This is a genomic window from Comamonas sp. w2-DMI, from assembly GCF_040187735.1.
GTDB classification, from domain to species: Bacteria; Pseudomonadota; Gammaproteobacteria; order Burkholderiales; family Burkholderiaceae_C; genus Comamonas; species Comamonas terrae.
This window is the reverse complement of sequence record NZ_JBANEL010000032.1, coordinates 1-19,534: the sequence shown is the minus strand read 5'-3', so window position 1 is coordinate 19,534 and position 19,534 is coordinate 1. Positions and strand designations below refer to the sequence as shown.

General features: G+C 66.6%; 19 protein-coding genes. 9 read left to right on the top strand and 10 right to left on the bottom strand.

The window, feature by feature from the left end; all coding sequences use genetic code 11:
- The first annotated feature begins 30 nt into the window (after positions 1–30).
- Positions 31–1,167: a branched-chain amino acid ABC transporter substrate-binding protein gene (locus V8Z74_RS22920; protein WP_066476769.1), complete on the top strand. Its 1,137-nt coding sequence runs from the start codon at positions 31–33 to the stop codon at positions 1,165–1,167.
- Between the two features lie 194 nt (positions 1,168–1,361).
- Here the strand turns inward: V8Z74_RS22920 and V8Z74_RS22915 are convergent, their stop codons facing one another.
- Positions 1,362–2,297 carry a LysR family transcriptional regulator gene (locus tag V8Z74_RS22915; protein ID WP_349711469.1) on the bottom strand — a complete coding sequence of 312 codons (936 nt, stop codon included), beginning with the start codon at positions 2,295–2,297 and terminating at the stop codon, positions 1,362–1,364.
- A gap of 107 nt (positions 2,298–2,404) precedes the next feature.
- Here V8Z74_RS22915 and V8Z74_RS22910 point away from each other — a divergent pair, with 107 nt between their 5' ends.
- The 3 genes from V8Z74_RS22910 to V8Z74_RS22900 all read left to right on the top strand — a co-directional run bounded on the left by V8Z74_RS22910 (position 2,405) and on the right by V8Z74_RS22900 (position 4,988).
- Positions 2,405–3,055 carry an NAD(P)-dependent oxidoreductase gene (locus tag V8Z74_RS22910; protein WP_066476763.1) on the top strand — a complete coding sequence of 217 codons (651 nt, stop codon included), beginning with the start codon at positions 2,405–2,407 and terminating at the stop codon, positions 3,053–3,055.
- Positions 3,056–3,143: 88 nt separating this feature from the next.
- Entirely contained in the window at positions 3,144–3,626 is a 483-nt protein-coding gene (locus tag V8Z74_RS22905) for a DUF2127 domain-containing protein (RefSeq protein ID WP_349711467.1), read from the top strand.
- Positions 3,627–3,761: 135 nt separating this feature from the next.
- Entirely contained in the window at positions 3,762–4,988 is a 1,227-nt protein-coding gene (locus V8Z74_RS22900; RefSeq protein WP_349711465.1) for a sugar transporter, read from the top strand.
- Positions 4,989–4,994: 6 nt separating this feature from the next.
- Here V8Z74_RS22900 and V8Z74_RS22895 read toward each other — a convergent pair whose 3' ends face one another.
- Both V8Z74_RS22895 and V8Z74_RS22890 read right to left on the bottom strand, forming a co-directional pair.
- Complete coding sequence (locus V8Z74_RS22895) at positions 4,995–5,501, bottom strand: nucleoside deaminase (protein WP_066476749.1); 507 nt, start codon at positions 5,499–5,501, stop codon at positions 4,995–4,997.
- 44 nt (positions 5,502–5,545) lie between these two features.
- Positions 5,546–6,898: a nucleobase:cation symporter-2 family protein gene (locus V8Z74_RS22890; protein ID WP_349711463.1), complete on the bottom strand. Its 1,353-nt coding sequence runs from the start codon at positions 6,896–6,898 to the stop codon at positions 5,546–5,548.
- A 117-nt stretch (positions 6,899–7,015) separates the two neighbouring features.
- Between V8Z74_RS22890 and V8Z74_RS22885 the strand changes: the two genes are divergently transcribed.
- Entirely contained in the window at positions 7,016–7,930 is a 915-nt protein-coding gene (locus tag V8Z74_RS22885; RefSeq protein WP_349711461.1) for a LysR family transcriptional regulator, read from the top strand.
- An 81-nt stretch (positions 7,931–8,011) separates the two neighbouring features.
- Here V8Z74_RS22885 and V8Z74_RS22880 read toward each other — a convergent pair whose 3' ends face one another.
- From V8Z74_RS22880 to V8Z74_RS22870, 3 genes are all read right to left on the bottom strand, one after another.
- On the bottom strand, positions 8,012–8,980 hold the full coding sequence (locus V8Z74_RS22880; protein WP_349711459.1) for a tripartite tricarboxylate transporter substrate binding protein BugE: 969 nt from the start codon (positions 8,978–8,980) through the stop codon (positions 8,012–8,014).
- Positions 8,981–9,069: 89 nt separating this feature from the next.
- Positions 9,070–10,332: a CaiB/BaiF CoA transferase family protein gene (locus V8Z74_RS22875; protein ID WP_349711457.1), complete on the bottom strand. Its 1,263-nt coding sequence runs from the start codon at positions 10,330–10,332 to the stop codon at positions 9,070–9,072.
- A gap of 250 nt (positions 10,333–10,582) precedes the next feature.
- A complete protein-coding gene (locus tag V8Z74_RS22870) occupies positions 10,583–11,776 on the bottom strand; it encodes an acyl-CoA dehydrogenase (RefSeq protein ID WP_349711455.1) in 1,194 nt (397 codons plus the stop codon).
- 188 nt (positions 11,777–11,964) lie between these two features.
- Between V8Z74_RS22870 and V8Z74_RS22865 the strand changes: the two genes are divergently transcribed.
- Both V8Z74_RS22865 and tenA read left to right on the top strand, forming a co-directional pair.
- Entirely contained in the window at positions 11,965–12,933 is a 969-nt protein-coding gene (locus V8Z74_RS22865; RefSeq protein WP_349711453.1) for a LysR substrate-binding domain-containing protein, read from the top strand.
- Positions 12,934–13,115: 182 nt separating this feature from the next.
- Positions 13,116–13,802, top strand: coding sequence for a thiaminase II (tenA, locus tag V8Z74_RS22860; RefSeq protein WP_066476727.1), 687 nt, complete (start codon positions 13,116–13,118; stop codon positions 13,800–13,802).
- Positions 13,803–14,132: 330 nt separating this feature from the next.
- Here tenA and V8Z74_RS22855 read toward each other — a convergent pair whose 3' ends face one another.
- The gene (locus V8Z74_RS22855) at positions 14,133–15,101 is read right to left on the bottom strand and encodes a LysR family transcriptional regulator (RefSeq protein ID WP_066476724.1); all 969 of its coding nucleotides are present in this window, start codon (positions 15,099–15,101) and stop codon (positions 14,133–14,135) included.
- A gap of 199 nt (positions 15,102–15,300) precedes the next feature.
- Here V8Z74_RS22855 and V8Z74_RS22850 point away from each other — a divergent pair, with 199 nt between their 5' ends.
- Complete coding sequence (locus V8Z74_RS22850) at positions 15,301–16,125, top strand: DMT family transporter (protein WP_349711503.1); 825 nt, start codon at positions 15,301–15,303, stop codon at positions 16,123–16,125.
- 80 nt (positions 16,126–16,205) lie between these two features.
- Here V8Z74_RS22850 and V8Z74_RS22845 read toward each other — a convergent pair whose 3' ends face one another.
- Both V8Z74_RS22845 and V8Z74_RS22840 read right to left on the bottom strand, forming a co-directional pair.
- Positions 16,206–16,955 (bottom strand): LrgB family protein, encoded by a 750-nt coding sequence (locus V8Z74_RS22845; RefSeq protein ID WP_066476721.1) that lies wholly within the window; start codon positions 16,953–16,955, stop codon positions 16,206–16,208.
- Entirely contained in the window at positions 16,952–17,350 is a 399-nt protein-coding gene (locus V8Z74_RS22840; protein WP_349711450.1) for a CidA/LrgA family protein, read from the bottom strand. The genes V8Z74_RS22845 and V8Z74_RS22840 overlap by 4 nt, the downstream gene beginning before the upstream one ends.
- Positions 17,351–17,606: 256 nt before the next feature.
- On the opposite strand from V8Z74_RS22840, the gene V8Z74_RS22835 reads away from it, so the two are divergent.
- Entirely contained in the window at positions 17,607–17,825 is a 219-nt protein-coding gene (locus V8Z74_RS22835; RefSeq protein WP_066476714.1) for a hypothetical protein, read from the top strand.
- Positions 17,826–18,520: 695 nt separating this feature from the next.
- Here the strand turns inward: V8Z74_RS22835 and V8Z74_RS22830 are convergent.
- Entirely contained in the window at positions 18,521–19,180 is a 660-nt protein-coding gene (locus V8Z74_RS22830; RefSeq protein WP_349711447.1) for an FABP family protein, read from the bottom strand.
- Between the last annotated feature and the right edge of the window lie 354 nt (positions 19,181–19,534).

Here is a 19,534-nt window from a genome sequence, read left to right as displayed (position 1 = left end):
GCGGTTTGTCTCAACCGAGAGGAGTGCGCAATGAAGATGTTTGGCAAGCTGTGCATCGCAGCTGCGGTGGCGGGCATGGGCACCGCCGCAATGGCCCAGGAGCAGGTCATCAAGATCGGTCACATCGGCCCGGTTTCGGGCCCCCAGGCCCACTTTGGCAAGGACGACGAGAATGGCGTGCGCATGGCCATCGAGGACCTCAACGCCAAGGGCATGGAAATCGGCGGCAAGAAGGTCAAGTTCGTGCTGGTGGCCGAGGACGACGTGGCCGACCCCAAGCAGGGCACGGCCGCTTCGCAAAAGCTGTGCGATGAAAAAGTGGCCGGCGCCGTGGCCTTCGTGAACTCGGGCGTGGCCATTCCTTCGTCCAAGGTGTTCCACGACTGCGGCATTCCCATGATCACGGGCGCGGCCACCAACCCCGACCTGACCAAGCCCGGCTGGGACACGACCTACCGCGTGATCGCCAACGACAATGCGCTGGGCGCGGCGCTGGCCACCTATGCGGCCAAGACGCTCAAGCTCAAGAACGTGGCCGTCATCGATGACCGCACGGCCTACGGCCAGGGCCTGGCCAATGTGTTCAAGAAAGATGCCGAAAAGCAGGGCGTGAAGATCGTCGCCAGCGAGTTCACCAATGACAAGGCCACGGACTTCATGGCCATCCTGACCTCCATCAAGGCCAAGAAGCCCGATGCCATCTTCTACGGCGGCATGTACGGCCAGGCGGGCCCCATGCTGCGCCAGATGGGCCAGCTGGGCATGAACGACGTCAAGCTGTTCGGCGGCGACGGCATCTGCGTGACCGAGCTGGCCAAGGTGGCTGCCGGCGCCAAGCCGCTGGAGAACGTGGTCTGTGCGGACGGCGGCGCCTCGCTGGCCAAGATGCCCGGCGGCACGGAGTGGAAGAAGCGCTACGACGCCAAGTACCCCGGCCAGTTCCAGGTCTACAGCCCGTATTTCTATGACGGCACCATGCTGCTGGCCGATGCCATGAAGCGCGCCAACTCCTGGGACCCCAAGGTCTACATCCCCTTCCTGCAGAAGTCGGACTACGCGGGCGTGACCTCCAGGATCGCTTTCGAGAAGAACGGCGAGATGAAGAACCCCAGCTACACGCTGAGCCGCTACGTCAACGGCGTCAAGACGCCCATCGACCTGAACTGACCGCAGCCTGGCGTGCAGGCTCCGCGCCTGTGCACCGGCTCCACCCGAAGCCCGCCATGCGGGCTTTTTTCATGACGGAGATCAGCTATCGAAACAGGAGCTGCTGCCGCATTTCAGCAAAAGATTTCAGTGCCTTTTCACTATGAAGCGGTAGTGGGGATGGCGCGGCCAGCTCTGGAAAAGAGAGCGCGGCGTCACGGCATCCCATCGGCCTGCACGCCTTCGAGCCGGGCAAAGTAGGCGCGCAGCACCTCGATGGCCTGGCGCACCTTGGCTGGCTGGGCATCGCGCTGGGGCGTGACGGCCCAGATGTCGAGCTGGCCCATGTCCCACTGCGGCAGCAGGCGCACCAGCCGGCCTTCTCGCAGGCTGGCGGCCACATCGTGGGCCGAGAGCACGGCCACGCCCAGGCCGGCCTCGCAGAACTGCTGCACGGTGGCGCGGTGGTTGCTCACCATCTGCGGCAGCGCCTGCAGGCTGAAGCTTTCGCCGCTGGGGCCGTGGCGCCAGTTCAGGTCCACCCGCGCATGGTCCTTGCGCGCCAGGTCCAGCCAAGGCGCCTGGGCCAGCTCCGAAGGGTGCAGCGGCGGCTTGCCGCGCTCCGCTTGCCAGGCGGCCAGCCACTTAGGCGAAGCGCACAGCAGCGTGGCGCTGCGGCCCAGGTGGCGCGCCACCCAGTTGGAGTCGGCCAGCGTGCCGAAGCGCAGCGCCAGGTCCACGCGCGCCTGGATCAGGTCGATGGTTGCATCGTCCATCAAAAGGCGCAGGCGCAGCGCCGGATTGCGCGCCAGCCAGCTGCCCAGGGCCGGCGCCGCATGCGGCGCAAAGCCCGCGGGGGCGGACATGCGCAGCTCGCCGCCGGGCTCCTGCCGCTCGGCATCCAGCTCGGCGCGGGCGCGCGCCGCAGCCTCGCACATCTGGGCGCACTGCACGTAAAAGCGCTGGCCCGCGTCGGTCAGCGCGAGCTGGCGCGTGGAGCGGTGCAGCAGCGTCACGCCGGCCTCGCGCTCGAGCTGGCGGATGTGCTGGCTCACGGCCGAGGGCGTCATATCCAGCCGCCGCGCCGCAGCGCTCATGCCGGCCTGTTCGACGACGGCCACGAAAACGGCCATGCGTTTGAGGTCTTCCATGCTGGTATTTTGAAGTACGGCTTCAAGGTCATAGTGGGCGAAAGGGGTTTTTGTGAAGAATGCGACGGCTTAATCTTTAGCCTTGTTGAAACACAAGGAGTTCTCGCATGAAAGTCGCATTGATTGGCGCCACCGGTTTTGTGGGCGCGGCCCTGCTCCAGGAACTGCTGCAGCGCGGCCACGAGGTGGTGGCGCTGGCGCGCGATCCGGGCAAGCTCCAGGCCCGGCCCCGTCTGCAGGTGGTGCAGGCCGACGTGATGGACGCCGCGCAGGTGCAGCAGGCCGTGGCCGGTGTGGATGCCGTGGTCAGCGCCTACAACGCGGGCTGGGGCAATCCCAACATCTATGCCGACTTCATGCGGGGTTCGCGCGCCATCGTGCAGGGCATCAAGGCCGCCGGCATCAGGCGCTATCTGGTGGTGGGCGGCGCGGGCAGCCTGTACGTGAGCGGCAGGCAACTGGTGGACAGCCCCGACTTTCCGGCCGCCTTCAAGCAGGGCGCCCTGGCCGCGCGCGACATGTACGCCGAGCTGCAGAAGGAAAGCGCTCTGGACTGGACGCTGCTGAGCCCGCCGATCGCCTTCCATCCAGGCGGCGCGACCGGCCGCACCGGCCGCTACCGCACGGGCAAGGATGAGCCGCTGATGCAGCCCGACGGCGCGCCGGGCACGATCTCCGATGCCGATCTGGCCGTGGCCGTGGTCGATGCGCTGGAGCAGGGCGCCCACGTGCGCGAGCGCTTCACCGTGGCCTATTGAGCCGCACCCAAGCCGTGCGCCCGCGCCGATGGCCGCCGGCATGCGGCGGCCTGGCCTATAGTGGGGGCTTCCCAATCCGCTGCTGGACATGAACCCCTCTTCACTGCGCACCGCGGTCAGAAGCATGGCCCTGTTCGAGGCCGCCAAGGGTGTGGCGGCCTTGCTGGGGCTGCTGGGCCTGCTCGGGCTTTTGCACCACGACCTGCACAAGCTGGCGCTGGAGCTGATCGGCCATGTGGGCCTGTCGCCGGCGCAGCGCTATCCGGCGCTGCTGCTGGACATGGTGGACAGGCTCAACGTCACGCCCGTGCACACGCTGGTGCTGCTGGGCGGGCTGTACGCGGCCGTGCGCTTTGTCGAAGCCTGGGGGCTGTGGCGGGACAGGGCCTGGGGCGAGTGGTTCGGCGTGGCGGCCAGCGGCGTCTACATACCGCTGGAAGTGCAGCATATCCTGCGGCACACGAGCTGGCAGGCCATGCTGGTGCTGGCGTTCAACGTGGCGCTGGTGCTGGTGCTGCTGGCCCGGCTGATGCAGCGCCGCGCCCAGGCACGGGAGCGTGCCTTGCCCTGAAGGCCGTCACGGCTTCGACCCCGCGCCGCGCAAGGAAAACCGGGGCCGCGGCGGTCTTTGCCATGCCGGGCATACACAATCAGGGTTTCTACCTGGGTTGCCCGCCGGCAGCCGCTGCCCACCGCTTTTCGATGCATGACTGATCCCACTGTTTCCCTGTCTGCCCCGGCCGCGCCGCAACGCACGGCCGCCCAGGCCTGGCTGAGCGTGATTGCGCTGGCGCTGGGCGCCTTTGTCTTCAACACCACCGAATTCGTGCCCGTGGGGCTGCTGGGCGGCATAGGCGCGAGCTTCGGCATGCCTGCGGAGCAGGTGGGCCTGATGCTGACCATCTATGCCTGGGTGGTGGCGCTGGCCTCGCTGCCCTGCATGCTGATGACCAAGCAGGTGGAGCGGCGCAGGCTGCTGATGGCCGTGTTTGCCGTGTTCGTGGCCAGCCATGTGCTGTCGGGCGTGGCGTGGAGCTTTGCCTCGCTGGTGGTCAGCCGCATCGGCATTGCGCTGTCGCATGCGATCTTCTGGTCCATCACGGCATCGCTGGCCGTGCGCGTGGCGCCGCCGGGCAGGAAGGCCATGGCGCTGAGCCTGCTGGCCACGGGCACGTCGGTGGCCATGGTGCTGGGCATTCCGCTGGGCCGCGTGGTGGGCGAGGCCCTGGGCTGGCGCATGACCTTCCTGGCCATCGGCGCCGTGGCGGCCGTGGTGATGCTGGTGCTGGGCAAGCTGCTGCCGCTGCTGCCCAGCGAAAACGCGGGATCGCTGGAGAGCGTGCCCATGCTGTTCAGGCGCCCGGCCCTGGTATCCATCTATGTGCTGCTGGTGGTGGTGATCACCGGCCAGTTCACGGCATACAGCTATATCGAACCCTTTGTGCAGGACGTGGCCGGGCTGGCGCCCGAGGTGACCACGACCGTGCTGCTGCTGTACGGCGGCATGGGCATCGTGGGCAGCGTGCTGTTCGGCTGGCTGGGCATGCGCTATCCGCGCGGCTTCTTGGTGACGGCGATTGCGGTGCTGGCGGCCTGCCTGCTGGCGCTGGTGGCCAGTAGCCATTACGCCTGGAGCCTGTACCTGCAAAGCGCGGTCTGGGGCGTGGCCATGATCTGCTTTGCGCTGTCCATGCAGTCCAAGGTGCTCAAGCTGGCGCCCGACGCCACCGACGTGGCCATGTCCATGTTCTCGGGCATTTTCAACATTGGCATCGGCGGCGGCGCGCTGCTGGGCAGCCAGGTCAGCATGGACTGGAGCATGGGCCATATCGGCGTGGTGGGTGGCACGCTGGTGGCGCTGGGCGGCCTGGGCTGCGCGCTCATGATGGTCAAGCTGGCCGACAGTTTCCGCCAGGCGCCGGCCCGCCGCTGAGCGGCTTCAGTCCTGGGTCCAGAAGCCGCGGTGCGGCGCCGCGGCTTCTTCTTCCAGCAACGGGCCCACGACTTCGACCTGGCGCTGGCCGCGGGCAAACACCTCGCGGCAGGGCAGGGAGAAGGTGGGGTTTTCGGGATGGTCGCCGGTCAGGCCCAGCAGCGCATGTTCCGACAGCGCGTAGACCACGCGGCCTATGCCCGTCCAGTACACGGCGCCCGCGCACATGCAGCAGGGCTCGGCGCTGGTGTACAGCGTGCACTTGGCCAGCTCCTCGGGCGTGAGCCTGCGCGCGGCCAGCGCGGCGGCCGCCAGTTCCGCGTGCTGCGTGGGATCGCCTTCGGGGGGCATGGAATTGTTGCCGGCCTGGGCCACGATCTCGCCGCGCTCGTTGGCCACCAGGGCCGCGAACGGGTGGCGCCCGCGCTGCTTGGACTCCTCGGACAGCGCAATGGCGGCGCGCAGCAGCTCCAGGTCGCGTGGATGGGACAAAACGGTATCGGTGGCTTGCATCTGAATGGCTCCTGTGGATGAGTGGGGTTGTCGGTTCTTGAGGATCACTGCGCCGCGGCGGCGCTGGAGGCAGAAGCCTCCGTCTCGGGCTCTGGCGCCTGGGCGCCGCGGTTGAGGATGAGATTGAGCAGCACGGCCGTGATGGCGCCGAGGAAGATGCCGCTTTCCAGCACCAGCTTCAGCGGCCCGCTGGCGTGCGCGAACAGAGCGGGAAAGGACATGGGCAGCACGCCCACGCTGACGGAGACGGCCACGACCAGCGCATTGCGCGTGCCCTCGAATCGCACGCGCGACAGCTCCTGGATGCCGGCCACCGTGGTCATGCCGAACATCACGATGGCGCAGCCGCCCAGCACGGGGCGCGGCACCGAGGCAATCAGCGCGCCGAGCTTGGGAAACAGTCCCATCAGGATCATGATGGCGCCCGCGCTGGCCACCACATAGCGGCTCTTGACGCCGGACAGCGCGATCAGCCCCGTGTTCTGCGTGAAGGCGTTGTACGGAAAGCTGTTGAACACGCCGCCGATCACGGTGGACAGGCCGTCGGCGCGAAAGGCATTGCCCAGGGTCTGCTGGCTGGTGGGGCGGCCCACGATCTGGCCTATGGCCAGGCAGTTGCCCGTGGTCTCGGCCATGATGACCAGCATGGCCAGCGCCATGATCAGCGCGGGTGCCAGTCCGAACTGCGGCATGCCGAAGGCGAACGGCGGGCTGAGCTCGAACCAGGCCGCCTGGCCCACCTGGGCGAAGTCGGTGAGCCCGCAGGCCGCGGCGATGGCCGTGCCCGCCACCAAGCCCAGCAACACGGCCAGGTTGCCCAGAAAGCCGCGAAACCGCGCGTAGATGAACAGCGTGATGGCGATGGTGGCCAGGCCCAGCAGCAGGTTCGGTGCGCTGCCGAAATCGGCGGCGTCAGGGTTGCCGCCGCCCAGCCAGATGGCGGCTGCCGGCATCAGCGAGATGCCGATGATGGTGATCAGGCTGCCGATGACCACGGGCGGGAAGAAGCGCAGCAGGCGGCTTGTGACCGGCGCCAGCAGCACGGTGATGGCGCCGCCCGCGATCACGGCGCCGAACACATGGGCCAGGCCGTATTCCTTGCCGATCATGATCATGGGCGCCAGCGCGATGAAGGAGCAGGCCTGCACCAGCGGCAGGCGCGCGCCGAACTTCCAGAAGCCCAGAGTCTGGATCAGCGTGGCCACGCCCGAGGTCAGCAGGTTGGCATTGATGAGGATCACCACCTGCGCGGGCGTCAGCCCCAGGGCGCTTCTAAGGATCAGGGGCACGGCGACGGCGCCCGCGTAGAGCACCAGCACATGCTGCAGGCCGTAGCTGGCCATCTGCTGCAGCGGCAGGATCTGGTCGACCGGATGGACGGAAGGCGATGGCTTCATGGATCTTGTCTCCTTGCTTGGCGAATCCCTCTGGAAGGGGAAGCTGAAGGCATGATCGATCGGGTAATTCATCAAAACAAGTTGATATCCATCGAGAATTCCGATGAATAATGGGCGATGCGCTACTCCCTGGATCAGCTGGAAATCTTCTCGGCCGTCGTCTCCGCGGGCTCATTCTCGGCGGCGGCGCGCCAGCTGCGGCGGCCGCAATCGACGGTGAGCACGGCCATCGCCAACCTCGAGACCGACCTGGGCATGGAGCTGTTCGACCGCGGCACCAAGATCCCCACGCTGACCGAGGCCGGCCGGCGCCTGCTGCGCGAGGTGTCGGAGGTGCTGGACCGCTGCCTGGACCTGGAGCACCACGCCCACAGCCTGAACCAGGGCGTGGAGCCCGCGCTCACGCTGGCCATCGAGATTCCCTACGACGCGCTCACGCAGCCGCTGGCCGCATTCGCCCAGGCCTTTGCCTTCGTCGACGTGGAGATACGCCATCCGCTGGACGGCGATGTGAGCGCGCTGGTGCGCCAGGGCCAGGCCCAGCTCGGCGTGGCCTTCTCGCAGCCCAATTACCCGCGCGAGCTGGGCTTCGTGCAGCTGGGCAAGCTGGTCATGTCGCACGTGGCGGCCGGCGGGCATCCGCTGGCGCGCCTGGACAGCGTGAGCTTTGCCGAACTGCACCGCCACCGGCGCCTGGCCTTCAGCGCCCACAGCGAGGGGCTGCCCAGCACCGAATACCTGCGCAGCCCGCGCTGCTGGCGCGCCGAAAGCTATCTGGCCCTGCTGGAGATGACGCGCGCCGGCCTGGGCTGGGCCACGCTGCCGCGCCGCCTGGTGCGGGGCGAGATCGAGCGCGGCGAACTGGTGGAGCTGCGGCTGGAAGCCTACCCGCACACCGACTGGCTGGTGGGCGTGGACCTGCTGTGGAACAAGTCGGCGCCGCTGGGGCCGGCGGCGCGCTGGCTGCGCGACGAACTCGCCCGCAGCAAGATCAGCGAGCGCGACAGCGCCGGGCATCCCACCACGTTCTAGCGGGCCCTGCAAAAACGGCTGCGCTTGCCCGCTGCCGTGTCGTCCATGGGGGCCGGACGAACGATCCCCGGCGCGCAGTGCTTACTGCTCCATCGTGAGGTGCTGCTTTTCCACCACGTTTTTGTAGACGGCCAGCTCTTCCTTCATTTCCTTGGCAAAGGCCTCGGGCGTGCTCGCCATGATGATGGAGCCGGTTTCCTCGATGCGCTTCTTGACGGCGGGGTCCTGCACGGCCTTGCGCGTGGCGGCGTTGATCTTGTCCACGATGTCCTTGGGCAGGTTCTTGGGGCCGACGATGCCGTAGTACGCCATGCGGTTGACCTGGGGCAGGCCCACTTCCTTGAACGTGGGCACGTCGGGCAGCACGGCCAGACGCTGGGGTGCGGCCACCACGATGGGCACCAGGCGCTTTTCCTTGGCGAACGGCAGGGTGGAGGGGAAGTTGTCGAAGATCAGCGGCACCTGGCCGGCCACGGCATCGTTGAGAGCCGGGCCCGAGCCGCGGTAGGGCACGTGCGTCATGTCGGTGCCGGTCTGCAGCTTGAACATTTCCATCATCAGGTGGGTGATGGACCCCTGGCCGGGCGAGGCGTAGGAGTACTTGCCGGGATTCTTCTTCACCTCGGCCAGGAACTCCTGGTAGTTCTTGCCCGGGAACTTGGGGTTGGCCGCGATGATGTTGGGCGTGGCCGCGATGTTCACGATGGGCGTGAAGTCGGTGGCCACGTTGTACGGAATCTTGGGGTTGATGGCCGGGTTGGTGGCCGTGGTGGACACGGTGGCAATGCCCAGGTTGTAGCCGTCGGGCGCGGCGCGCGCGGTTTCGGCCGCGCCGATGCTGCCGCCGCCGCCGCCCTTGTTCTCGACCACCACGGGCTGGCCCAGCTCGCGGCTCAATGGCTCGGCGATCACGCGCGCGATCAGGTCGGTGGTGCCGCCGGCCGCAAAGGGCACGAGCAGGCGGATGGGCTTGCTGGGATACTGGCTCTGGGCCTGGGCTGCGCCGCACAGTGCGAGCGCGGCCACGACGGTGGCGGTGAACTTGAACATGGTGTCTCCTTGGTTTGAAGAGGGCACTGGCCTTTTTGTGCAGAGGCCTTGCGTGCCGGAAAAAGTGCGCTTTTTGTCGGTTCTGCTCTCTAGATAACGCCCTTGCGGCGCAGGTCGGCAACGGCTGCGGCATCCAGGCCCAGCTCGGCCAGCACGGCCTCGGTGTGCTGGCCCAGCGCGGGCGGGGCGCTGCGGTAGCTGACGGGCGTGGCCGACAGCCGCATGGGGTTGGCCACGGTGGCCACCTGGGCGATGCCGTCCCCGGCCTCGCGCGGCAGCTCCTTGCGGATGCCGCGATGCCGGACCTGCGGGTCGTCAAAGGCCTGGGCGACATTGTTGATCGGGCCACAGGGCACGGCCTTGTCCTCGAGCAAGGAAATCCATTGCGCCGTGGTGCGCAGGCGCATCACGGGCTGCATCAGCGCCAGCAGCGCCGTGCGGTTGTGCACGCGGGCCGTATTGGTGGCAAAGCGCGCATCCTGCGCCCAGCCTTCCTGGCCGATGGCGGCGCAAAAGCGTGCGAACTGCCCGTCGTTGCCTATGGCCAGCAGCACATTGCCGTCGGCCGTGGCGAAGTCCTGGTAGGGCGCGAGGCTGGGGTGGATGTTGCCCGCGCGGCCCGGCGCCTGGCCCGTCGCCAGAAAGCCCGCGGCCTGGTTGGCCAGCACCGCCATGCCCACGTCCAGCAGGGCCATGTCGATGTACTGGCCCTGGCCGCTGCCGCCGTGCGCGTTGTCGCGGGCGTTGAGCGCGGCCAGGATGGCATTGCTCGCATACAGGCCGGTGAACACGTCGACCACGGCCACGCCCACCTTGAGGGGGCCGCCGCCCGGCGCCTCGTCGGCATGGCCGGTAATGCTCATCAGCCCGCACATGGCCTGCACCATCAGGTCGTAGCCTGCGCGCTCGGCGTAGGGCCCGTCCTGGCCGAAGCCGGTGATGGAGCAGTAGATCAGGCGCGGATTCAGCGCCTTGAGGCTTTCATAGTCCAGCCCGTACTGGGCCAGGCCCCCGACCTTGAAGTTCTCCACCACCACATCGGCCTGCGCCGCCATGCGGCGCAGCAGGGCCTGTCCCTCGGGCTGGCCCATGTCCACGGTGATGGAGCGCTTGTTGCGGTTGCAGGCCGTGAAATAGCTGGCCTCGCGCGTGTCGTTGCCGGCCTCGTCCTTGAGGAACGGCGGGCCCCAGTGGCGCGTGTCGTCGCCGGCCACGGGACGCTCGACCTTGACCACATCGGCGCCCAGGTCGGCCAGCATCTGCGTGCACCAGGGGCCGGCCAGCACGCGCGACAGGTCCAGCACCTTGATGCCTGCGAGTGCGCCGGTGGGCGTGGATGCGGATGCGTTCATGGGGAGGATCTGGATACTATGAAAAAGGAAGCTACTGGCGCTTTATTGGTATAAGTTTTGATAAGAAATGAATTCGAAATCAATACCAATCAAGCGGTTTCAGCTAATAAATGAATAGCGGAGCAGTCATCAAACAGAGCGCCTGCATCGCCCCCTTTCTCCAGGGGCAGCAAGCAAGAGCCGCCTCGCGGCGAAGCTGCCGTCCCCCTCCCGAAGAGAGAGGGGAAGCGGCGCAGCCGCTCAGGGGGAGTTAATTGGCAAACGCAGGGATGCCGGTCTGGGCGCGGCCCAGGATCAGCGCATGCACATCGTGCGTGCCTTCATAGGTGTTCACCACCTCCAGGTTCACCAGATGGCGGGCCACGCCGAACTCGTCGCTGATGCCGTTGCCGCCCATCATGTCGCGCGCCAGGCGGGCGATGTCCAGGGCCTTGCCGCAGTTGTTGCGCTTGATCAGGGAGGTGATCTCGATCACGTTCTGGTGCTCGTCCTTCATGCGGCCCACGCGCAGCGCGGCCTGCAGGCCCAGCGTGATCTCGGTCTGCATGTCGGCCAGCTTCTTCTGGATCAGCTGGTTGGCGGCCAGAGGGCGGCCGAACTGCTTGCGGTCCAGGGTGTACTGGCGGGCCGTGTGCCAGCAGAACTCGGCCGCGCCCATGGCGCCCCAGGCAATGCCGAAGCGGGCGCTGTTGAGGCAGGTGAACGGGCCCTTGAGGCCGCGTACTTCGGGGAATGCGTTTTCCTCGGGCACGAACACATCGTCCATCACGATCTCGCCGGTGATCGAGGCGCGCAGGCCCACCTTGCCGTGGATGGCCGGAGCCGACAGGCCCTTCATGCCCTTGTCCAGGATGAAGCCGCGGATCTCGCCCACGGCGCCGTCCTCGGAAACCTCCTTGGCCCACACCACGAACACGTCGGCCACGGGGCTGTTGGTGATCCACATCTTGTTGCCCTTGAGCCGGTAGCCGCCGTCCACCTTGTAGGCGCGGGTGGCCATGGAGCCGGGGTCGGAGCCGTGGTCGGGCTCGGTCAGGCCGAAGCAGCCGATGAACTCGCCCGAAGCCAGCTTGGGCAGGTACTTCTGCTTCTGCGCTTCGGTGCCGAACTCGTTGATCGGCACCATGACCAGCGAGGACTGCACCGAGGCCATGGAGCGGTAGCCCGAGTCCACGCGCTCGATCTCGCGCGCCACCAGGCCGTAGCTCACGTAGTTCAGGCCCGCGCCGCCGTACTGGGTGGGAATCGTGGGGCCCAGCAGGCCCAGCTCGCCCATCTCGCGGAAGATGGACACGTCGGTCTTCTCGTGGCGGAACATCTCCAGCACGCGCGGCGCCAGCTTGTCCTGGCAGTAATCGCGCGCTGCGTCGCGGATCATGCGCTCGTCCTCGGTCAGCTGCTGGTCGAGTTGGAAGGGGTCGTCCCATTGAAAGCCACGGGCCATGTCTGTCTCCTGAAAGGGCAAAAAGTGGAGGAAAGGGGCAGCCGCAAACCCGGCTGCATGAAGCCATCTTAGGCAGGCACACCGGGAGCGGCAAACGATGATTGCTCATCCATGAATGAGAAAAACGCATGTATAAAGGCATGAGTCAGGGTAACTACCTTGTCTGTGTGCCGATGAAGGTATGAGTTATGCGAAGAATCCTGCCCTCCACCCAGGCCCTGGCCTGCTTTGAATCCGCGGCCCGCCATGTGAGCTACACCAAGGCGGCGCAGGAGCTGTCGCTCACGCAAAGCGCCGTCTCGCGCCAGATCATTGCGCTGGAGGAATTCCTGGGCGTGGCGCTGTTCAAGCGCACCCGCCATGGCGTGCTGCTGACCGAGGCCGGCGCGCAATATGCCCAGCAGGTCACGCGCTGGCTGCAGGGGCTGGAGCGCGACACCCTGGATCTCATGGCCCACCAGGGCGAGGGTGGTCCCATCAACCTCGCGGCCGTGCCCACGTTTGCCACGCGCTGGCTGCTGCCGCGCCTGCCGCTGCTGGCGCGCGAACACCCCGACATCACCGTGCACATCGACGTGCAGACACGGCCTTTCCTGTTCGCCGACACCGTGTTCGATGCCGCGCTCTACGCGGGCACGCCCGAGCAGGTGGCGCGCTGGCCCGGCGTGCAGGCCCTGTGGCTGATGGACGAGGAGGTCGTACCCGTGTGCAGCCCGCAGCTGCTGGCCAAGGCCCGGCAGCGCGACCCGGGCCGGGCCTGGCTGCCCGTGGGGCCCGAGGCGATCGCCAGGCTGCCGCTGCTGCAGCAAAGCACGCGCCCCCAGGGCTGGCGCCAGTGGTTCGACGCCATGGGCGTGGACGCGCCGCGCGCGCTGGACGGCATGCGGCTCGAGCTGTTTTCCATGCTGGCCGTGGCCGCCAGCCAGGGCCTGGGCGTGGCGCTCATGCCGCCCATGCTGATCGAACAGGAACTGGCGCGCGGCGATCTCATCATTGCCTGCCCGCAGGCCCTGCGCGGCAACCGCGCCTATTACCTGGTAACGCCGGAGCTGGCCGCGGACGCCGTGCCCGCACCGGCGCTGCGCGCCTTCAGCCAGTGGCTGCAGGCCTGTGCCAGGCAGGCCAGGAGTTCAGGAGTGCAAGGACTTGTGCCCTGATGTGCGAAGCGGCCCCGCCGAATCGCAGCCAAAATGCCATGCAGCGCAGGTGCCAAGGGCGCTGCCTGCCATGAATTGAACACCGCTTGCGCGAATCGGGTTCAGGCACGGACCTTGTCTCGAGAAAACAGCCTTGGTGCCTTCCTGCTTGCGTAGGTCCTACTGAAGAGGAGACGGATTCCATGTCGTTCAGCCAAAGCCTGTGGCAAGCCAACGAGGCGCTGTTCCAAAGCACGCTGCAACTGCCTTTCAACCGGGAGCTGGCCGCGGGCACCCTGAGCCGCGAGCGCTTTCGCCACTACATGATCCAGGACGCGCACTACCTCGTGGCCTACGGGCGTGCACTGGCCGTGACGGCGGCCAAGTCCGACAACGCCGAGGGCGTGGTGCAGTTTGCCAATGCGGCCAACGAGGCCGTGGTGGTGGAGCGCAGCCTGCACGATGGCTTCATGCGCGACTTCGGCATTACCGCCGAGCAGTTCGCCGCCACGCCGCTCACGCCCGCCTGCCAGCACTACACCAGCTACCTGGTGGCCACGGCCTGGAGCGCTCCCTATCCGGTGGCCGTGGCGGCGCTGCTGCCGTGCTTCTGGATCTATGCCGAGGTGGGGCGCGACATCCATGCCCGCTCGGTGGCCGGCAATCCCTACCAGGCCTGGATCGATACCTATGCCAGCGAGGAATTCCATGCGCTCGTGCGCGCCGTCTGCGCCACCGTGGACCGCCTCGCCGACGAAGCCGCACCCGCCACGCGTACGGCCATGCATGCGGCCTACCGCGATGCAGCACGGCTGGAGTGGATGTTCTGGGACAGCGCCTACTGCCTGGCCCAATGGCCCACCGCTGCGGCCGAGCTGCCTAAAAAATAGGCGCATCATGGAATATCGTTTGGCGACAAGGGCTTGGGCTGCTTATCCAGCGACTGGGACGGGCTTGTCCACAAGCTTGTAGCGAATGATTGGGGAGAACCCGGGGTTGGGGCGGATTCCGGCGCTGCAATCCCGGTGCAACCCCAAGCCCGCGCTTTTGGGGCGCTGTGTTTTGCGCATCGCTGCAGGTTTGCCTAAAAATTCATCAGCGTTTGAAAAATGCTGCTGTGACAAGCACTTAAGTCACTTATCCTGCCGGGGCGGCAAGTTTGTCCACAAGCTTGTTGCGCTCCGGTGGGGAGAACTTGGCTTGCTGGCGGGGGCATGCTTTCAGGCCACGCTTTGGCCGGCCTCCACCAGATGGTCGATGAGGGCCCTGACCTTGAGCGGCACATGGCGCGAAGGCATGTACAGCGCATAGGCAATGCGCGGCGCGTAGCCGCCCGTGAGCCGCCAGCCGGGCAGCACGCGCACCAGGCTGCCCTCGTCCAGCGCCGCCTGGGCCGCGAAATCCGCGACCAGGCCTATGCCCTGGTGCTGCAGCGCCAGGACGGTGATGCCCGTGCTGCTGGCCACGCTGAGCGGGGCCGGCAGCTCGGTGACGATGGGGGCGGCGGCAGCTTCCGTCGAGAGGTCTGCATTGGGCGGCAGCCATTGCAGCAGGTTCTGGAAATCTCCGTAGCCCAGCGATATGCATTGCACCCTGTGCTGCCGGGCCAGGGCCTCGAGCTGGTCGGGGTGCTCCAGCGGTGCACCCAGCGATTGCAGGTATTGCGGCGATGCCACGGCGATATAGCGCACGGGGCGCAGGGCCCGCGCCACCATGTGCTGGGGCAGGTGCTCGGGGCGTGCGATGCGTATGGCCAGGTCCAGCCCCTGCTCGGTCAGGTCGACCACATGGTCGCTGAGATGGATGGCCACCTGCACCTCGGGCCAGCGCTGGCGCAGGGCGGGCAACTGGGCGGCCAGCCACAGTTCGCCGAACACCGTGGGCGCCGTCATGCGCACCGTGCCGCGCGGCGTGTCGCCGTAATGGCCGGCCATGGCGTGCACGTCGCGGGCGGTATGCGCAAGCTGGACGCAGCCGGCATGGACCTCGGCGCCCAGTTCGGTCAGCGACAGGGTGCGGGTGGTGCGGTGCAGCAGGCGCACGCCCCAGTGCGCTTCCAGGCGCCCCACGCTGCGGCTGACCGCCGAGGTGGTCAGGCCCAGCTGGCGTGCGGCCGCAGCAAAGCTGCGCAGCTCCACGACCTTGGCAAACACCAGCATTTCATTGACAAGAAGGGTGTCGGTAGCCATGTTGACAGATTAATTGTTGAATATGATGCAATAGTAGGTGGAATGCATGCGCATTGATGCGTTGATCGAGTTGATCGACCATTGGCGCATGAAAGTTCAAGCTCCCTCTCCGCTCCTGCTCCCGGCCTCGCCCGGTGCGCTCTCCCATTCTTCCAAGGCACCCCGGGCCCGCAAGGGGGCGGACGGCGGCACCTGGCGCATGGTGCTGGCCATGGCGCTGTCGGGCACCATCGGCCTGCTGGTCGTGGAAAGCGGCCTGCCCGTTCTGTGGGTGGTCTGGCTGCGCTGCATCCTGGGCGGCCTGGGCCTGGCGGCATGGGTGCTCTGGTCGCGCCAGTGGGTGCGGCCGCAGGCCAGGGAATGGATATGGCTGCTGGCTGGCGGACTGGCGCTGGTCCTCAACTGGCTCAGCCTTTTCCGCGCCTATCACTACAGCGGCATTGCCGTGTCCACCGTGGTCTACCACGTGCAGCCCTTTGTGCTGCTGCTGCTTGCGGCCGTGGTGCAGCGCGAGCCCCTGCCGCTGCGGCGTCTGCCCTGGCTGCTGCTGGCGCTGCTGGGCGTGGCGCTCAGCAGCGGGCTGATGGCGGTGAACCACGGCCAGCTGCAGTGGAAGGGCATCGCGCTGGCGCTGCTGGCGGCCAGCCTGTATGCCTTGGCCACGCTGGCCACGCGCAAGCTGGCGCGCCTCGGCCCCGCGCAGATCGCCATGCTGCAGATGCTGGCGGGAGCGCTGGTGCTGGGGCCGGTGGTTGCGGGTTCGCAGGAGGTTGCCGTGTTCGGTGGCAAGGCGGTGGCCGCCGTGCTGGTGCTGGGCCTGGTGCATACGGCCTGGATGTACACGCTGATGTACACGGCCTTCCAGCGGCTCATGGCCCAGGCGATCGCCGGGCTGTCCTTCATCTACCCGGCCATGGCCCTGGTCGTGGACCTGGCATGGTTCGGAGTGCGGCCGCAGCCGGTGCAGTGGCTGGGCATGGCGCTGATTCTCGGCGCGGTCTGGGCCTACCGGCGCAGCGAGTGAGAAACAAGCTTAAATAAGGCTGCAACGCAGAGGGGGAAGGCGCTGGATGCTCCTGTTTTGATTGCGGCAAGCTGCCCTGCTCAAATCCAGGGCACGACGGCCAGCACCAGCGGCATCAGCACGGCGGTGGCCACGCCGTTGAGGCCCATGGCCAGGGCCGAGAAGGCGCCCATGGCCGGATGGATCTGCAGCGCGCGCGCCGTGCCGATGGCATGGGCCGTGAGGCCCAGCGCAAAGCCCTGCACCGCCGGATCCTTGAGGCGCAGCAGGCGGATCAGCAGCGGCGCCATCATGGTGCCCGAAATGCCTGCAATCGCCACGGCCACGGCCGCCAGCGAGGGCTTGCCGCCAAAGCGCTCGGCCATGGGCAGGGCAATGGGAATCGTGGCCGACTTGGGCGCCACGGCAACCATCGTGGCTTCGCTGCCGCCAAAGGCCCAGGCAATGACTATGGCCGACAGCAGCGCCACCAGGCAACCGACTAGCAGGGCCGCGCCGACGGGCAGCCACAGCTGGCGTATGCGCTCGCGCTGGGCATAGAGCGGAATGGCCAGGGCCACGGTGGCCGGGCCGATCAGCAGCGTCAGAAAGTTCACGCCGCTGCGGTAGGTGGGATAGGGCGTGCCCGTGGCCAGCAGAATGCCCACCACGACGACCACGCCCGTGAACACGGGAATGAGCAGCGGGCGGTTGCCGCTCTTGCGGTAGATGGCCATGGCCGCCAGGTAGACCGCAATGGTCAGCACCAGCCAGGGCAGATGGGTGCCGGCCAGCTCGGTCCAGACGGCAGCCAGGTGCGTGGCTGCGGATGGCGTGCTCGCCGTGCTCATGCCGCCTCCTCATGGGCCGGGGCGCTGGCCTTGCCCGTGCGCCTGGCTTCCTGTGTTCGCTGCAGCTGCAGAAAGAAGCGAAAGGTCCATGCCGTTGCCGCAAAGGTGAGGGCCGAACCCAGCACGCAGGCCAGCACAAACGGCAGCCATTCGCGCTGGAGATGGTCGAATTCCTGCATCACGCCGGCAATCACGGGAATGAACAGCAGCATCATGTTCTGCAGCAGTACGCCGGCGGTATCCTCCAGCGCCTTGGGCAGGCGCCTGTACAGCAGCAGGGCCAGCAGCAGCATCAGGGTTCCGATCAGGGCCCCCGGTAGCGGCAGACCCGAAAAGCGGGCAATGAACTCGCCCAGCAACTGAAAGGCGAACAGGGTGGCAACGGCGTAGAGCATGGGAATGGGGAAAAGACTCCAGGCAATGCGGAAACAGGCTTGAGAAAGTTCCCTGAAGCTTGCGCAAACAGGACAGGGCAACCGGCTTACAACGAGGTAGGACGGCCGCGCGAAGTCGGCCATCATCGCCCATATTGCGCAAAAGCGCTGCGGCGGCTCTTGCAGCCGGGCGTGGGCAGGACTATCTTGGCGGCAGATGTACGCCGGGCGGCGGGCATCGATCGCAGCTCGCACTGCAAGCTTAGGAGGAGTCAGCATGCAAATCGCAAATTACCGCGCACCTGTGTATGAACCCACGGTGGACGAATTGGAGACGCTCAAGAAGCTGGAAATGGGTGAGGAGGTCTCTCTCTGGTCCGCGGCGCGCGAGCATTTGTCCAGGCGCCTGCTGGAGCGCGGCCTGGTGGCGCAGGACGTTGACAAGCACTGGCATATCACGGAGCAAGGCCGTGAACTCATCCGCCGAAAGCTGTGAATCGAACAAGGGTTAACCCTTGATTCTGGAGCTGCCTGATTTAGAGGCAATCAACCCGGGCGCCAGTGAATGCAAGGGGTTGACGGGGCCATTCACCAAGTTGTCACATCATATGCACAGAGTTGTCCACTGTAATTGTGGAGAAGGGCACCGCACAGCGCGGTGCCTTTTTCATGGCCTGGGCAGGCCGGACGGCATGCATGGAAAAGACGCAGGCAGGGCAGGGCAGGGCCACCTTGCGGGAAGCGGGTTCTGCTCTTTTTGAGAGGGAAGACGGTTAGCCGAGACGCGAAAATCCCTGGCAAGCCGGATGCCCGGGCGGTCGATGGATCAATGCAGGGGCGTAGCTGCCGGTGCTTGTGTCATATCGTAACAATAGATATGCGCAAGCACGATCGGCCAAAGTTATGCACAGTTTGTGCGCAATGCAGAAAAAATAGCGCCTACCGGGCTTTCCGCCTGGGTTGAAGCGCTCAAGTACTGCGGTGGACCTGCTCCGCAGAGCACCGCAAGCAGCCGCTTGCGGCAGGGCAGGTACAAAAGAAATAGCCGAGAAGGAAAAACCGTCTTCTCGGCCATGGAGGGGAAGTGGCCGCCATTGGCGCCAAACCCGAGGGAGGTGGATTGTAGCGCAGTTTCGGGCCCTCGTAAGCGACGCGGCGGCCCGCCGGTGCGCTGCCCTGAATGCGGTCTTGCTACGCCGCCAGCGCCTTGGCTGCCCGGGCGGCGGCCTGCGCCGTGGGGTTGGGCGTGGGCTCGCCGATCTTGTGCAGGCGGTTGCGGTCCGTATGGAGAAAAGGCTCGGTGCGGTCCGGAGTGATCAGCACGGTTTCCTGCTCATACGACCAGGTTCCGTCGTCATGCTTGGTTACGGTGATGGTGAAGCTTTCCGTGCGGAAGGCATGCTCGAGAAACGGGTTGGACGAGATGCCGTTGGTGAGAGAGCCCCGCACGGCCTTGAGCTGGAAGCTCGTCGCGTCAGGCGCGGCCTGTCCCACCGCCATGGCGGTCTGCCCGCGCGGAATGGACAGAGTGAGGATCAGATTGCCCGTGGCGGGTTCCCAGAGCCAGTAGCCGACCTGGTCGTGAAAGGTCTCGACATCGTCGGGCTTGACGATGCGCGTGTGGTAGCGCAGGCCGTAGAAAAGCTGCGGCCCGTTGGTCTGCGCATCGATGGGCTGCAGTTCCATGTGCTCGATGAAGGCCTGCTTTTCAGGTCCGTCGGCCTTGGGGTTGATATCCAGCCCGCGCGTACCCGTCCAGATGCCGGCCATGCCCGTGAGCGGCCCCAGATGGGCCAGGGTGTTCACATCCGGCTCGGGCTCCGTGTAGATGTCTTTAGGGTAGTTTTCCATGGTGGGTACCGTTCGCAGCTTTTGATGCAGGGCTTCAATGTAACTCCTTTGGCTGCGCGAGCCGATCGGCTGATCGGGCGGTGGCTGGAGGCCTTGGCACGCCGGGCGAAAGCGTTTCCGGGCATTGCCGGTGCGGGCTGCTGGAGCCCAGCACCGGCTGAAGCGCACGAAGGAGCGGCAGGGACGCGGTTTCCGCCTGCGGTGTTTCAACGAAAGCGAGGACCAAGCCTCGCTCGGGTTATGTGCCGGATGGCGATCCGGCCAGGGCATCAGAAGCGGTGGCGGATGCCGGCGATCAGGCTGGTGCCTGTCTTGGGGCTGGCATCGCTCACGCGGTCGTACATCAGGGCGGTG